Raw genomic sequence first — 16720 nt, 5'->3', positions numbered from 1 at the left:
ACGGTGTGTTGGACGGGTTGACGCCGGAGCGGTTCGAGACGGTGTTGGCGGGCAAGGCCGGTGGTCTGGTGGTGCTGGACGAGTTGACGGCCGGGCTGGACCTGGATCTGTTCGTGGTGTTCTCGTCCCTGGCGGGCACGGTGGGCAGCGCGGGGCAGGGCAACTACGCGGCGGCGAACGCGTTCCTGGACGCCTGGATCCAGCAGCGGCGTGACCGCGGTCTGGCCGGGTTGTCCATCGCCTGGGGTGCCTGGGCGGAGCAGGGTATGGCCACCGGGCAGGCGGTCGCCGATCGGGTCCGTCGTGCGGGCCTGACCCCGATGGACGCGCAGGTGGCGATGGAGGCGATGGCCCGCGCCGTCGACCACGGTGAGGACTTCGTGGCGATCGCCGATGTCGACTGGGCGCGGATGCTGCCCTCCTTCACCGCTGCGCGGGTCAGCCCGCTGCTGGCCGACCTGGCCGAGGCGGCCACGGCGGTCCGGGCCGAGCACGGCGAGGAGGCGCCGGCCGGACGGCAGGGGCTGGCGGAGACCCCGGTCGCCCAGCGCGGCCGGGTGCTGCTGGACCTGATCCGCGGGTGCGCGGCCGCGGTGCTGGGGCACACGTCCACCGAGGTGGTGGAGCCGGGTCGGGCGTTCCGTGACATCGGGTTCGATTCGCTGACCGCGGTGGCCTTCCGGAACCTGATCGGTGCCCGCACCGGCCTTCGGCTGCCGGCCACCCTCGTCTTCGACCACCCCACTCCCACGGCGCTGGGCGAGTTCCTGCGCGCCGAGCTGTTCGGCACGGCCGACCCCGCGCCGGCAGCGGACGCCGCCGTCACCGTGGCCGGGGACGAGCCGATCGCGATCGTCGGCATGGCGTGCCGGTTCCCGGGCGGCGCCCGGTCGCCGGAGGCGCTGTGGTCGCTGCTCGCCGGGGACGGTGACGCGATGACGGGCTTCCCCGTGGACCGCGGCTGGGACCTGGCCGGGCGCTCGGGTTCGTACGCGGCAGTGGGCGGCTTCGTCGACGATGTCGCGGAGTTCGACGCCGGGCTGTTCGGGATCTCGCCGCGCGAGGCGCTGGCGATGGACCCGCAGCAGCGGCTGCTGCTGGAGACGGTCTGGGAGACGTTCGAGTCCGCCGGGATGGATCCGCGCTCCGCGCGGGGCCGGTCCGTGGGCGTCTTCGCCGGGACGAACGGTCAGGACTACCCGACGCTGCTGGCCGCCTCGGCCGATCAGGTCGAGGGCCATGTCGCCACGGGCAACGCGGCGGCGGTGCTGTCCGGCCGGGTGGCGTACGCGTTCGGGCTGGAGGGCCCGGCGATGACGGTGGACACGGCCTGCTCCGCCTCGCTGGTCGCCCTGCACCTGGCGGCGCAGGCGCTGCGGCGCGGGGAGTGCGAGCTGGCGCTCGCCGGCGGTGTCACCGTGATGTCCACGCCGGGTGTGTTCAGTGAGTTCGACCGGCAGGGCGGGCTGGCGGCGGACGGCCGTTGCAAGCCCTTCTCGGCCGACGCGGACGGCACCGGCTGGGGCGAGGGCGTCGGCGTGCTGCTTGTCGAGCGGCTCTCGGACGCGCGCCGCCACGGGCACGAGGTGCTCGCGGTGCTGCGCGGCAGCGCGGTGAACCAGGACGGTGCGTCCAACGGCCTCACCGCTCCGAACGGCCCCGCGCAGCAGCGGGTGATCCGCCAGGCCTTGGCGAACGCCCGGCTGGAGGCGTCCGAGGTGGACGCGGTGGAGGCGCACGGGACGGGGACCCGGCTGGGTGACCCGATCGAGGCGCAGGCGCTGCTGGCCACCTACGGTCAGGACCGGCCCGAGGACCGGCCGCTGTGGCTCGGCTCGATCAAGTCCAACATCGGGCACACCCAGGCGGCGGCCGGTGTGGCCGGGGTGATCAAGATGGTGCTGGCCCTGCGGCACGGCGTGCTGCCGGCCACGCTGCACGTTGGGGAGCCCTCGTCGCAGGTGGACTGGTCGGCGGGCGCGGTGGAGCTGCTGACCGAGGCGCGGCCGTGGCCCGAGGCGGACCGTCCGCGCCGGGCCGGTGTGTCGTCCTTCGGCATCAGCGGCACCAACGCCCACATCATCCTGGAAGCGGCGCCCGCCGTGGACGCCGGCCCGGCCCCGGCCGAGGCCCCGGTGGCCGGGTTGCCGTGGCTGGTGTCCGCGCAGAGCGCCGAGTCGCTGCGGGCACAGGCCGAGCGGCTGGTCGGGTACCTGGACGCCCGACCCGAGGACGATCTGGCCGCTGCGGCCCGGTCGTTGGCGACGGGCCGGGCCGGGCTGGCCCGGCGCGCGGTCGTGCTCGGCGCCGACCGCGACGCGCTGCGTTCGGGCGCCCGGGCACTGGCTTCGGAGGCGTTCTCGGCAGCGGTGGTCACCGGCCTCGTGCGCGAGGGCCGGACGGCGTTCCTGTTCACGGGTCAGGGCGCGCAGCGGGCCGGGATGGGCGCGGGGTTGTACGCGGCGTTCCCGGTGTTCGCGGCGGCGTTCGACGCGGTGTGCGCGGAGTTCGACCTGCTGCTGGACCGGCCGGTCAAGGACGTGGTGTTCGAGGGCGCCGGCGATCTGGACCGGACGGTGTGGGCGCAGGCCGGGTTGTTCGCCGTCGAGGTGGCGTCGTTCCGGCTGCTCGAATCCTGGGGTGTGGTGCCGGACTTCCTGCTGGGCCACTCGATCGGTGAGATCGCCGCCGCGCATGTCGCGGGCGTGTTCTCGCTGGCCGATGCCTGCGCGTTGGTGGCGGCGCGGGGTCGCCTGATGCAGGCGTTGCCTGACGGTGGCGCGATGCTGGCGGTGCAGGCGTCCGAGGCCGAGGTGCGGGCGGTGATCGGCGAGCGGCTGGATGTCGCGGCGGTCAACGGGCCGACTTCGGTGGTGGTGTCGGGTCCGGCCGGGGTGGTGGAGGAGTTCGCGGCCGACTGGGCCGCCCAGGGCCGCAAGACCCACCGGCTGACCGTCTCGCACGCCTTCCACTCGGCCCTGATGGAGCCGATGCTGGCCGAATTCGCTGCGCTGATCCAGGGGTTGACCTTCGCCGAGCCGACGCTCCCGATCGTCTCCAACCTGACCGGGGCCGTCGCCGAACCCGGTCTGCTGTCGACCCCGGACTACTGGGTGCGGCAGGTCCGTGAGGCGGTCCGCTTCGCCGACGGCGTCGCCACCCTGCACCGGCAGGGCGTGACCCGGTTCGTCGAACTCGGCCCGGACGGCGTGCTCTGCGGGATGGCCCAACAGTCCGTCTCCGAGGCCGTGTTCGCCCCCGTGATGCGGCGTGACCGGAGCGAGGCCGAGACGGCGCTGCGGGCGCTCGCCGCCCTGTGGACGGTCGGCGTCGAGGTGGACTGGCGGGCCCTCCTGCCGCAAGGCCGGCGGGTCGCACTGCCGACGTACGCGTTCCACCACGAGCGGTTCTGGCCGACCCCGGCGCCGTCGCCGGTGCTCGCCGGCGATGTCGTGGAGTCCCGGTTCTGGGAGGCCGTCGAGCGCGAGGACCTGGCCGAGCTGGCCGGCACGCTCCGCCTCGGCGAGCGGTCGGAGGTCCTCGGTGAGCTCCTGCCCGCACTATCCTCCTGGCGCCGACTGCGCCGCCAGGACTCGGTCCTCGACACCTTGCGCTACCAGATCGTCTGGAAGCCGATCCCCGTCTCCGACCCCGAGCTGGACGGCACCTGGCTCGTGGTCGCCCTCGACGGGACCGACGCGGACCTGGCCGAAGGCGTGCGCGAGGCGATCCGCTCCGCCGGGGCGGGCGTCGTCGACCTGGCGCTGGGTGCGGCGGACCTCGACCGTGCCGCGCTCGCGGCCCGGATCCTCGACGCGATCGACGGCGTGCCCGACGTGGTCGGGACGGTGCTACTGGCCGCGGCCGACGGCCCGGACGCCGCCGGCTCCGCCGCGGCACCGGCCGTGACGACGGCCGCGGCACCGGCCGTGACGGCGGCCCTGGTGACACTGCAGGCCCTCGGCGACGCGAACCTGAAGACGCCGCTGTGGACGCTGACCCGCGGCGCCGTCCGGACGGGCCCGGGTGACGCGCTCGACAGCCCGGTCCAGGCGCAGGTGTGGGGCCTCGGCCGGGTCGCCTCGCTGGAACACCCGCAGCGCTGGGGCGGTCTGATCGACCTTCCGGACACCGTGGACGCGTCGGCCGGCCGAACGCTGGCCGGCGTACTGGGCGGTGTGCCGGGCGAGGACCAGGTCGCGGTGCGGGGCGGGGGCGCCGCACTCGTCCGGCGCCTGGTCCGGGTCGGCGCCGCCGACGGCACGGAGCCCTCGTGGGCGCCGTCCGGGCCCGGTACGGTGCTGGTCACCGGCGGCACCGGCGCGCTGGGCGCGGTGGTCGCGCGCTGGCTCGCCGAGTCCGGCGTGACCAGCCTGCTGCTGACCGGCCGGCGCGGCCCGGAGGCGCCCGGCGTCGCCGGCCTGGTCGCCGAACTGACCGCCCTGGGCGCGCGGGTGACCGTCGCGGCCTGCGACGCGGCGGACCGCGACGCGCTGGCGGCGGTGCTGGCGGGGATCCCGGCGGACGCCCCGCTGACCGGCGTCGTGCACGCGGCCGGCGTGCTGGACGACGGCACGCTCGACTCCCTCACCCCGGAGCGGTTCGCGACCGTCATGGCGGCGAAGGTGTCCGGCCTCGTCCATCTGGACGAGCTGACCTCGGACCTGGACTTCTTCGTGGCGTTCTCGTCGCTGGCCGGCACCATCGGCAGCTCCGGGCAGGGCAACTACGCGGCCGCGAACGCCTTCCTGGACGCCTGGATGGAGCGCCGGCACGACCGGGGCCTGCCCGGCGTGTCGGTGGCGTGGGGCCCGTGGGCGCACGAGGGCATGGCCGCGAGCCAGGTGGTCACCGAGCGGCTGCGTCGCAGCGGCGTCCCGGCGATGGACCCGCGGTCGGCGGTCCGGGCGCTGGCCCGGGCCATCGGCGGGGACCGGCCGAACCTGGTGGTCGCGGACATCGACTGGCCCACGTTCGCCCCCAGGTTCGCCGGCACGCGGCCGAACCCGCTGATGCGGGACCTGGCGGAGTTCACGGCGGTGATCGCGGCCCCGGCCCCGGCCGACGGCCCCGCCGCGCTGGGCCGGGAACTCGCGGGCCTGCCCGCCGCGCAGCGGGACCGGATGCTGCTGGACATGATCCGCGCCCGCGCCGCCGCGGTCCTCGGCCGTGACAGCGCCGACGCCGTCGCGCCGGACCAGGCCTTCCGCGCGATCGGCTTCGACTCGCTCATCGCGGTGGAGTTCCGCAACCTGCTGCACCACGAGACCGGCCTGAACCTGCCGGCCACGCTGGTGTTCGACCACCCGACCCCGGCCGCGCTCGCCGCCCACCTCGGCGGCCTGCTGCTGCCGGACGGCACCGACCGCCCGGTCGACCTGGCCGCGGACCTGGACCGGCTGGAGGCCAGGCTGCTGCGGCTCGATCCCGACGAGCGCGAGCGGGCGGACGTCGCCGCCCGGCTCCAGGGGCTGCTGGCGCGCCTGGCCGGGGCGGACGGGACGGCAACGGAGGACGCGCTGGACGACGCCAGCGCCGATGAGGTCCTCGACCTCATCCGGAAGGAATTCGGGGGCCCGGCTTGATCGGCGTCGAGGCACCGCTCGTGAAGGGGAAGATCCATGGCGGATGACCAGAAGCTGCTCGACCATCTGAAGTGGGTGACGACCGAGCTCCGCCAGGCGCACCGCCGGATCCGCACCATCGAGGACCGCGCGCAGGAGCCGGTCGCGATCGTCGGCATGGGGTGCCGCTTCCCCGGCGGCGTCCGGTCGCCCGGCGACCTGTGGCGCCTGGTGGCGGAGCGGACCGACGCGGTCGGCGACTTCCCGACCAACCGGGACTGGGCGGAGGACACGGACGACGACTACGCCCGGCAGGGCGGCTTCATCCACGACGCCGACGAGTTCGACGCGGCGCTGTTCGGGATCTCTCCGCGCGAGGCGACCGCGATGGACCCGCAGCAGCGGTTGCTGCTGGAGGCGTCCTGGGAGGCGTTCGAGTCCGCCGGCCTGAACCCGCGGGCGCTGCGCGGCAGCCGGACCGGCGTGTTCGCGGGCACCAACGGCCAGGACTACGGCCTGCTCGCGCTCGCCTCGCCGGAGGGCCTGGAGGGGCACATCGCCACCGGGACCACCGCCAGCGTGATGTCCGGCCGGCTGTCCTATGTCTTCGGCCTGGAGGGCCCGGCCGTCACGGTGGACACGGCGTGCTCGTCGTCGCTGGTGGCGATGCACTGGGCCGTGCAGGCGCTGCGGTCCGGCGAGTGCGACCTGGCGCTCGCGGGCGGTGCCACGGTGATGTCCACCCCCGGCGGGTACGCGTCGTTCAACCGGCAGGGCGGCCTGGCGGCGGACGGCCGCTGCAAGGCCTTCGCGGCCGGTGCGGACGGCACGGGCTGGGGCGAGGGCGTCGGAGTCCTGGTGCTGGAGCGGCTGTCGGACGCGCAGCGCCTGGGCCACGAGGTGCTGGCGGTGGTGCGGGGCAGCGCGGTGAACCAGGACGGCGCGTCGAACGGTCTGACCGCGCCGAACGGCCCGGCGCAGGAACGCGTCATCCGGCAGGCGCTGGCGAGTGCGCGGCTGGAGGCGTCCGAGGTGGACGCGGTGGAGGCGCACGGCACCGGCACCGCCCTCGGCGACCCGATCGAGGCGCAGGCGCTGCTGGCCACGTACGGCCAGGACCGGGCCGAGGACCGGCCGTTGTGGCTGGGCTCGATCAAGTCGAACATCGGGCACACCCAGGCGGCCGCCGGGGTGGCCGGGGTGATCAAGATGGTGCAGGCGATGCGGCACGGCGTCCTGCCCGCGACGCTGCACGTGGACGAGCCGACCCCGCAGGTGGACTGGTCGGCGGGTGCGGTGGAGCTGCTGACCGAGGCGCGTCCGTGGCCCGAGGCGGACCGTCCGCGTCGGGTGGGGGTGTCGTCGTTCGGCATCAGCGGGACCAACGCGCACGTCGTCCTGGAGTCCGCGCCGGCGGTGGAGGCCGAGGAGCCCGCCGCCCCGCGCGGTGCGGCGCCCTGGCCGGTGTCGGGGCGGTCGGCGGGCGCGCTGTCCGCCCAGGCCGCTCGACTGTCCGAGTTCCTCGCCGGCGAGCCCGAGTTCGTGCCGGTGGACGTGGCAGCGACCTTGGTGTCCCGCGCCGCGCTGGAGCATCGCGCGGTGGTGCTGGGGTCCGCCCGTGCTGAACTGGTGGACGGGCTGGCCGCGTTGGCGGCGGGCGAGTCTTCGGCCCGGGTGGTGTCGGGTGTCGCGGTGGAGGGTCGGACGGCGTTCCTGTTCACGGGGCAGGGCGCGCAGCGGGCCGGGATGGGCCGGGAACTGTACGAGGGGTCTCCGGTGTTCGCGGCGGCGTTCGACGCGGTGTGCGCGGAGCTGGAGCCGCGGCTCGATCGCTCCGTCAAGGACGTGGTGTTCGAGGGCGCCGACGATCTCGACCGGACGGTGTGGGCGCAGGCGGGCCTGTTCGCGGTCGAGGTGGCGTCGTTCCGGTTGCTCGAATCCTGGGGTGTGGTCCCGGACTTCCTGTTGGGTCACTCGATCGGCGAGGTGGCCGCCGCGCATGTGGCGGGGGTGTTCTCGCTGGCCGACGCGTGCGCGTTGGTGGCGGCGCGGGGCCGGCTGATGCAGGCGCTGCCTGACGGTGGCGCGATGCTGGCGGTCGAGGCGTCCGAGGCCGAGGTGCGGGCGGAGATCGGCGGCCGGCTGGATGTCGCGGCGGTCAACGGCCCGACCTCGGTGGTGGTGTCGGGTCCCCTGGACGTGGTCGAGGAGTTCGCGGCCGGCTGGGCCGCGCAGGGCCGCAAGACCCACCGGCTGACCGTCTCGCATGCCTTCCACTCGGCCCTGATGGAGCCGATGCTGGCCGAATTCGCTGCGGTGCTGGAGGGGTTGACCTTCGCCGAGCCGCTTATCCCGATCGTCTCCAACCTGACCGGGGCCGTCGCCGAGCCGGGTCTGCTGTCGACTCCGGACTACTGGGTGCGCCAGGTCCGTGAGGCGGTCCGGTTCGCCGACGGCGTCGCCGCCCTGAACGACCAGAGGGTGACCCGGTTCGTCGAACTCGGGCCCGACGCGGTGCTGTGCGGGCTGGCCGGGCAGTCGGCGGCGGACGGCGTGTTCGCCCCGCTGATGCGACGCGACCGGACCGAGGCCGAGACGGCACTGGCCGCGCTCGCGGTGCTGTGGACGGCCGGCGTCGACCTCGACTGGCGGGCGGTCCTGCCGGCCGGTCGCCGGATCGAGCTGCCGACCTACGCCTTCCAGCGCGAGCGCTACTGGCCGAAGCCCAAGGCCGGGGCGGGTGATGTGAAGGCCGTCGGCCAGGTGGTGGCGGGGCATCCCCTGCTGGGCGCCGTGGTCGCGCTGAACGGCGGGGGCGTGGTGCTGACCGGGCGGTTGAGCCTGGCCGGCCAGCCCTGGCTCGCCGATCACGCCGTACTGGACACCGTGCTGGTGCCCGGCACCGCTTTCGTGGAGCTGGCGCTGCGGGCGGGCGAGGAAGCCGGTTGCGGACTCCTGCGGGAGCTGGTGCTCCAGTCGCCCCTGGTGCTTCCGCAGCAGGGTGGCGTCGCGGTCCAGGTGAGTGTCGGCGCCGCCGACGACGCCGGGGACCGCCCGGTGGAGGTCCTGTCGCGTCCCGAGACGGACGGCGCGGAGTGGGTGTGCCACGCGATCGGGGTGCTGGCCGCCGGCTCGCCCCCGGCGGCACCGGCCGTTCCTGCGGTGTGGCCGCCGCACGGTGCCGAGCCCGTCGAACTCGCCGGTTTCTACGACGGGTTGACCGCCGTCGGCTACGGCTACGGCCCGGTGTTCCAAGGACTGCGGGCGGCCTGGAGCGCCGGCGACACCGTCTACGCCGAGGTCGTGCTCCCGGCGGACGCGGCCGACCAGGCGGACGCGTACGGCCTGCATCCCGCACTGCTCGATGCCGCGCTGCACGCGGTGGGCTTCTCCGCCGCCACCGACGCGCACCGCGCCGCGCGGATGCCCTTCGCCTGGACCGGTGTCCGGCTGCACGCGGCCGGTGCGTCGGCGCTGCGGGTGACCCTGACCGTGACCGCCGAGGGCATGGCGCTGAGCGTCGCCGACGGCACCGGGGCCCCCGTCATGACCATCGAGTCCCTCGTCCTGCGCGAGGTCGGGGCCGAGCAGGTGGGCCGGGCGGCCGCCGACCCGGCCGTCGCCGCGGCGCTCTTCCGGCTCGACTGGATCCCGGTGGCGACGCCCGGTGCCACCGCGGACACCTCGGCCTGGGTGGTGGTCGGCGGGAACGCGCCTGGGGGCATGCTCCGGTTCGGCGGCCTGGACGCGCTGGCGGCCGCGCTCGACGGCGGGCTGCGGGCGCCGCAGGTCGTCGTGCTGCCCGTCCCGGTGACCGCCCCCGTTCCGCCGGCCGTGGGCCCGGACCTGCCCGACCTGGTACGGGGGACGGTGGGTCGCGCGCTGTCGGACATCCAGACCTGGCTGGCCGACGAGCGGTTGACGGACAGCAGGCTGGCGGTCGTGACGCGCGGCGCCGTGGCCGTCGGGCAGGAGCCCGTCGACCCGGTCGCCGCAGCGGTGTGGGGTCTGGTCCGCTCGGCGCAGACCGAGAACCCGGACCGGATCGTGCTGGTGGACCTGGACCTGGACCTGGACCTGGGCCTGGGCCTGGGGGTGGGCCTGGACCTGGGCGTGGGCCCCGGCCCGGACGCGGGCGGCGACACGTGGTGCGCGGTCGCCGCGCACGGCGACGAGCCGGTGCTGGCCGTCCGCGACGGCGCGCTCCTCGCCGCCCGGCTGGCCCGGCCCTCGGACGGGCCGGCGGTGCCGCCCGGCCGGTCGGCCTGGCGCCTGGACACCCTCGGCCCGGGAACGCTGGAGAACCTCGCCCTGGTGGCCGCCCCCGACGCCGACGAGCCGCTCGCCCCCGGGCAGGTCCGCGTCGCGGTCCGCGCCGCCGGGGTGAACTTCCGCGACGTCCTGATCGCGCTCGGCATGTATCCCGACCGGGCGCTGCTGGGCGCCGAGGCGTCCGGCGTGGTCGTCGAGACCGGCCCCGGCGTCGCGGACCTCGCCCCCGGCGACCGGGTGTTCGGCTTCTTCTCCGGCGGCATCGGCTCCACCGCGGTCACGGTGCGCGACCTGCTGGCCCGCATCCCGGCCGGGTGGACCTTCGGCCGGGCCGCCGCCGTCCCCCTGGTGTTCGCCACCGCCTACTACGGGCTGCGCGACCTGGCCGACGCGCAGCCGGGTGAGTCGGTACTGGTGCACGCCGCCGCCGGCGGGGTCGGCATGGCCGCCGTGCAACTCGGCCGGCACCTGGGCCTTGAGGTGTTCGGCACGGCCGGCACCGGCAAATGGGACGTGCTGCGCTCGCAGGGCCTCGACGACACGCACCTCGCCTCCTCCCGCGACCTCGACTTCGAGGGGGCCTTCCGGCGGGCGACCGGCGGGCGGGGCGTGGACGTGGTGCTCAACGCGCTGGCCGGCGAGTTCGTCGACGCCTCGCTGCGCCTGCTCGCCCCCGGCGGGCGCTTCCTGGAGATGGGCAAGGCCGACGTCCGGGAGAGCGTCCCGCGCTCCGACGTCCGGTACCGGGCGTTCGACCTGGGCGAGGCCGGACCGGTGCGGATGGGCGAGATCCTCGCCGAGGTCATCGCCCTGTTCGACGCCGGCGTCCTGCGACCGCTGCCGACCACGGCCTGGGACGTGCGCGACGCGGTCGAGGCGTTCCGGCACATCGGCCAGGCCAAGCACGTGGGCAAGAACGTCCTCACGGTGCCCGCGCCGCTCGACCCGGCCGGTACCGTCCTGATCACCGGCGGGACCGGCACGCTCGGCGGCCTGCTGGCCCGCCACCTGGTCGCCGAGCACGGCGTCCGGCACCTGCTCCTGTTGAGCCGCCAGGGCCACGGCGCCCCCGGAGCAGCGGAGTTGACGGGCGACCTGGAACGGGCCGGGGCGCAGGTCACCGTCACGGCCTGCGACGCCGCGGACCGGGACGCGCTCGCCGACGTCCTCGCCGCGATCCCCGCCGAACACCCGCTGACCGGCGTCGTCCACACCGCCGGGGTCCTCGACGACGGCGTGTTCGGGGCGCTGACCCCGGACCGGCTCCGCGAGGTGCTGCGCCCGAAGGTGGACGCGGCGGTCAATCTGCACCTGCTCACCGCCGACGCCGACCTGGCCGCGTTCGTGCTCTACTCCTCCGCCGCCGCGACCTTCGGCACCGGCGGCCAGGCCACCTACGCGGCCGCGAACGCCTTCCTGGACGCCCTCGCCGCGCACCGCAGGGCACACGGCCTGCCCGCGCAGTCGCTCGGCTGGGGCCTGTGGGAGCAGGCGAGCGCCCTCACCGGGCACCTCGCCGAGGGAGCCACGGTCACCGGCGGCGACCGGCTCGGCACCGCGCTGACCGCCGAGCTGGGACTGGCCCTGTTCGACCGCGCGTCCACCGTGCCCGCGGCGCACCTGCTGCCGGTCCCGCTCGACCTCTCGGCCGCCCGGAGCGCGGCCGCCGAACCGCCGTCGCTGCTGCGCGGCCTGGTGCGCCCCGCTGTCCGGCGGGCCGCCGGCCACGCCTCGGGCGGTCAGGCCACGCTGGAACGCCGGCTCCGGGGCATCGGGGCCGGCGAACAGCGGCAGCTCCTGCTCGACCTGGTCCGGACGAACACGGCGACCGTGCTCGGTCACGCGACCGCCGAGGCGATCGGACCGAACCAGGCGTTCAAGGACCTCGGCGTCGACTCGCTGGCCGCGGTGGAGCTGCGCAACCGGCTGAACGCCGCCACCGGGCAGCGACTCCCCGCGACCCTGGTGTTCGACTACCCGACGGCCGTGTCCCTCACGGACTTCCTCGCCACCCGGCTGCTCGGCGGGGCCGGGGACAGCGGGGCCGAGGAGACCGCCCGGCCCCGTCCGGCCGGCGCCGCCGACGCCGACGACCGGATCGCGATCGTCGGCATGTCCTGCCGTTTCCCCGGCCACGTGGCCTCCCCGGCCGACCTGTGGCGGCTGGTGTCCTCCGGTGAGGACGGGATCACCGCCTTCCCGGCCGACCGGGGGTGGCCCGAGGGCGGCTCCTACGTCCGGCGCGGCGGGTTCGTCGAGGGGGCGGCCGAGTTCGACGCCGGGCTGTTCGGGATCTCGCCGCGTGAGGCGCTGGCGATGGACCCGCAGCAGCGGCTGCTGCTGGAGGCGGTCTGGGAGGCGTTCGAGTCCGCCTCGCTCGACCCCAAGGCGCTCAAGGGTGCCCAGATCGGCGTCTTCGCCGGCGCCGCGCCCTCGTACTACGGCGTCGACGTGGACCTGCCGCAGGACACCGAGGGGCACCGGCTGACCGGCGGCGCGACCAGCGTCCTGTCCGGCCGGGTGGCCTACGCGTTCGGGCTCGAAGGCCCGGCGATGACCGTCGACACGGCCTGCTCGTCCTCGCTGGTGGCCCTGCACCTCGCGGTCCAGTCGTTGCGCAACGGCGAGTGCGAGATGGCGCTCGCGGGCGGCGTGACGGTGATGACCGGGGCCGGGGTCTTCACCGAGTTCGCGCGCCAGGGCGGGCTGGCGGCGGACGGCCGCTGCAAGCCGTTCGCCGCCGACGCGGACGGGACGGGCTGGGGCGAGGGCGTCGGCGTGCTGCTGGTCGAGCGGTTGTCGGACGCGCGCCGCAAGGGCCATGAGGTGCTGGCGGTGGTGCGGGGCAGCGCGGTCAATCAGGACGGTGCGTCCAACGGCCTCACCGCTCCGAACGGCCCCGCGCAGCAGCGGGTGATCCGCCAGGCCTTGGCGAACGCCGGGCTGGCGGCGGCCGAGGTGGACGCGGTGGAGGCGCACGGGACGGGGACCAGGCTGGGGGACCCGATCGAGGCCCAGGCGCTGCTGGCCACCTACGGTCAGGACCGGCCCGAGGACCGGCCGCTGTGGCTCGGCTCGGTCAAGTCCAACCTCGGGCACACCCAGGCGGCCGCGGGTGTGGCCGGGGTGATCAAGATGGTGCAGGCGCTGCGCCACGGGGTGCTCCCGGCCACGCTGCACGCGAACGAGCCGTCCCCGCAGGTGGATTGGTCGGCGGGTGCGGTCGAGCTGCTGACCGAGGCGCGGCCGTGGCCCGAGGCGGACCGTCCGCGCCGGGCCGGTGTGTCGTCCTTCGGCATCAGCGGGACCAACGCGCACGTGATCCTGGAGTCCGCGCCGGCGGCAGAGGCTGAGGAGCCCGCGACCGTGGACGGCGTGCTGCCGTGGGTGGTGTCGGGGCGGTCGGCGGGTGCGCGCGCGGCGCAGGCCGCTCGACTGTCCGCGTTCCTGGGCGGCGAGCCCGAGTTCGTGCCGGTGGACGTGGCCGGGACGCTGATCTCCCGTGCTGCGCTGGAGCAACGTGCGGTGGTACTGGGCGCCGGCCGTGCTGAACTGCTGGACGGGCTGGCGGCGTTGGCCGAGGGGCGGCCTTCGGGCGCTGTGCTGTCGGGTGTCGCGGTGGAGGGTCGGACGGCGTTCCTGTTCACGGGTCAGGGTGCGCAGCGGGTCGGGATGGGCCGGGAACTGTACGCGGCGTTCCCGGTGTTCGCGGCGGCGTTCGACGCGGTGTGTGCGGAGTTCGACCTGCTGCTGGACCGGCCGGTCAAGGACGTGGTGTTCGAGGGCGCCGACGATCTGGACCGGACGGTGTGGGCGCAGGCCGGGTTGTTCGCGGTCGAGGTGGCGTCGTTCCGGCTGCTCGAATCCTGGGGTGTGACACCGGACTTCCTGCTGGGGCATTCGATCGGTGAGGTGGCGGCCGCGCATGTCGCGGGCGTGTTCTCGCTGGCCGATGCCTGCGCGTTGGTGGCGGCGCGTGGCCGCTTGATGCAGGCGCTGCCTGACGGTGGCGCGATGCTGGCGGTGCAGGCGTCCGAGGCCGAGGTGCGGGCGGAGCTTGGCGATCGGCTGGACATCGCGGCGGTCAACGGCCCGACCTCGGTGGTGGTGTCGGGCCCCGCCGAGGTGGTGGAGGAGTTCGCGGCCGACTGGGCCGCCCGGGGCCGCAAGACCCACCGGCTGACGGTGTCGCATGCCTTCCACTCGGCGCTGATGGAGCCGATGCTGGCCGAATTCGATTCTCTGATCAAGGGGTTGGCCTTCGCCGAGCCGCGCATCCCGGTCGTCTCCAACCTGACCGGGGCGGTGGCTGAGCCGGGTCTGCTGTCGTCGCCGGAGTACTGGGTGCGCCAGGTCCGTGAGGCGGTCCGGTTCGCCGACGGTGTCGCCGCCCTGGACGGCCAGGGGGTGACCCGGTTCGTGGAGCTGGGTCCGGACGGTGTCCTGACCGCGCTCGCGGGCCGGATCGTTCCCGACGCGGTCGGCGTCCCGCTGCTGCGCAAGGACCGGGACGGCCGGGAGACCGTGCTCGCGGCGCTCGCCACCCTGTGGGCGGCCGGCGCGGAGATCGACTGGTCCGCGCTGCTGCCCACCGGCCGCCGGGTGGAACTGCCCACCTACGCCTTCCAGCGGGACCGCTACTGGCCGGACCCGGCGCCGACGACGAAGCCGCTCGGCGCGGCGGACCCGGCGGAGGACGGGTTCTGGGCCGCCGTGGAGCGCGGCGACCTGGCGGAGCTGGCCGACACGCTCGACGTCGGTTCGCAGGCTTTGGACACGGTCGTGCCCGCGCTCGCCGCGTGGCGCACTCGTCGACGTCGGGACGCGACGATCGACGGCTGGCGCTACCGCGTCGACTGGACGCCACTGACCGGCCTGCCCGCCACCGGGCTGCTGTTCGGCACCTGGCTGGTCGTCGCGCCGCCGGAGTCCGCGCTCACCGACTGGGCCACCACCGCGCTGCGCGCCGCGGGCGCCGACGTGACCGTACTCGTCGACGCCGGATCGGGCCGGGACGCGCTGGCCGCACGGCTCGGGGAGGCGGCCGGGGAGCTGGGCCCGGTGTCCGGAGTCCTGGCGCTGACCGCCGCGGTCGGCGCCCCGCTGCCCGCGTCCGTCCTGCCCGAGGGCACCGCCGCCGGCGTGACCCTGATCCAGGCCCTCGGCCGGGCGGGGATCGAGGCGCCGCTCTGGGTGGTGACCCGGGGGGCGGTCTCCACCGGTGCCGCCGACCCGCTGGAGAGCCCGGCGCAGGCCCCGGTCTGGGGCCTCGGCCGGGTGGCGGCGCTGGAGAGCCCGGGCCGCTGGGGCGGTCTGGTCGACCTGCCGGAGGTCGTCGACACCCGCGCGGGCGACCTGCTGACCGCGCTGCTGAGCGAGGACACCGACGAGGACCAGCTCGCGATCCGGGAGTCCGGACTGCTGGCCCGGCGGCTGGTCCGGGCGCCGCTGGGCACCACCGGCCCGGCGCCCGCGAGTTGGCGGCCCTCCGGCACGGTCCTGGTGACCGGCGGGCTGGGCGCGCTCGGCGCCGAGTCGGCCCGCTGGCTGGCCCGGCGCGGCGCCCCCCACCTGCTGCTCCTCGGCCGGCGCGGCGCGCAGACCCCCGGGGCCCAGGCGCTCGCGGCGGAGCTGACGGCGCTCGGCAGCCGGGTCACCGTCGCCGCCTGCGACGCGGCCGACCGGGACGCCGTGGCCGAGGTGCTGGCCGCGGTACCGGAGGAGCTGCCGCTGACCGCGGTGCTGCACGCCGCCGGGGTCGGCGACCTGGGGGCGCTGGACGAGATCGACGCCGAGCACCTCGACACCGTGCTGGGCGCGAAGATCGGGGGAGCGCTGCACCTGCACGAGCTGACCCGGGACCTCGATCTGGAGCGGTTCATCGTCTTCTCGTCCGGTGCCGCGGTCTGGGGCGGCGGGGGGCAGGGCGCGTACGCGGCGGGCAACGCCTTCCTGGACGCCCTGGTGGAGCACCGCCGTTCGCGCGGTCTGCCCGGCACCTCGGTGGCCTGGGGAGCCTGGGCGGGCGCCGGACTGGCCGTCGCCGGGGACACCGGCGGACTGCTGCGTCGCGGCGTGACCCCGATGGATCCCGCCCTCGGCGTCCAGGCCCTCGGGCAGGCCGTCGACCGGGCGGAGGACTGCCTGACCGTGGCCGACGTGGACTGGGACGTCTTCGGCGCGGCGTTCACCTCCGGCCGGACCAGCCCGCTGCTCACCGAGCTGCTGGCCGGACTCGGTCCGGACGAGGGCCCGGAGCCGGCCGGGCCGGAGGACGCCGACGAGGCGTCCGCCCTCACCGCGCGCCTGGCGGCGGCACCGGTCCGGCAGCGCCCGCAGATCCTGCTGGACGTGGTGCGTGCCGAGGCGGCCGCGGTGCTGCGGTACCAGGATGGGCGCACGGTCGCGGCCGGGCAGGCCTTCAAGGACCTCGGGTTCGACTCGCTGACGGCGGTCGAACTGCGGAACCGGCTGAGCCGGGTGACCGGTCTGCGGCTCGCGCCGAGCCTGGTGTTCAACCACCGCACCCCGAACGGCGTGGCCGCCTTCCTCGGCGAGGAGCTGGGCCTCACGGCCGCCGACCGGTCCGCCGACCTGGAGGCGGCGGCGGTCCGCGAGGCGTTGGCGGCCGTTCCGATCGCACGGCTGCGCGAGGCCGGACTGCTGAACACCCTGCTGAGCCTGGCCGCCACCGCCACCGCCGCCGAGGCGGCGCCGGACGGGTCCGGCCCACCCGAAGCGTCGGCCGGCCGCGACGCACTCGACGCCTTCGATTCGCTCGATCCACTCGATTCGCTCGACGACCTGGACGACCTGGACGCCGACGCTTTGATCGAGATCGCCCTGAACACCGAACGGGATGACGCCTGAGCATGGAGAAGCCG

Annotated in this window: 2 protein-coding genes and 1 pseudogene; all 3 read left to right on the top strand. The window is 75.7% G+C overall.

All coding sequences use genetic code 11. The features are described 5' to 3' along the window. A partial coding sequence (locus ACIQTO_RS35280) for a type I polyketide synthase (protein WP_402397041.1) occupies nt 1-5585 on the top strand: 5585 nt, incomplete at its 5' end. Nucleotides 5586-5621: 36 nt separating this feature from the next. After that, nucleotides 5622-5672, top strand: a pseudogene (locus tag ACIQTO_RS35275) (polyketide synthase docking domain-containing protein); the annotation flags it as partial. A 21-nt stretch (nt 5673-5693) separates the two neighbouring features. After that, entirely contained in the window at nt 5694-16706 is an 11013-nt protein-coding gene (locus ACIQTO_RS35270) for a type I polyketide synthase (RefSeq protein WP_402397047.1), read from the top strand. Nucleotides 16707-16720: the final 14 nt, after the last annotated feature.

Source organism: Kitasatospora sp. NPDC091207 (assembly GCF_044768625.1).
Taxonomy (GTDB): domain Bacteria; phylum Actinomycetota; class Actinomycetes; order Streptomycetales; family Streptomycetaceae; genus Kitasatospora.
This window is presented reverse-complemented; position numbering and strand designations above follow the sequence as displayed.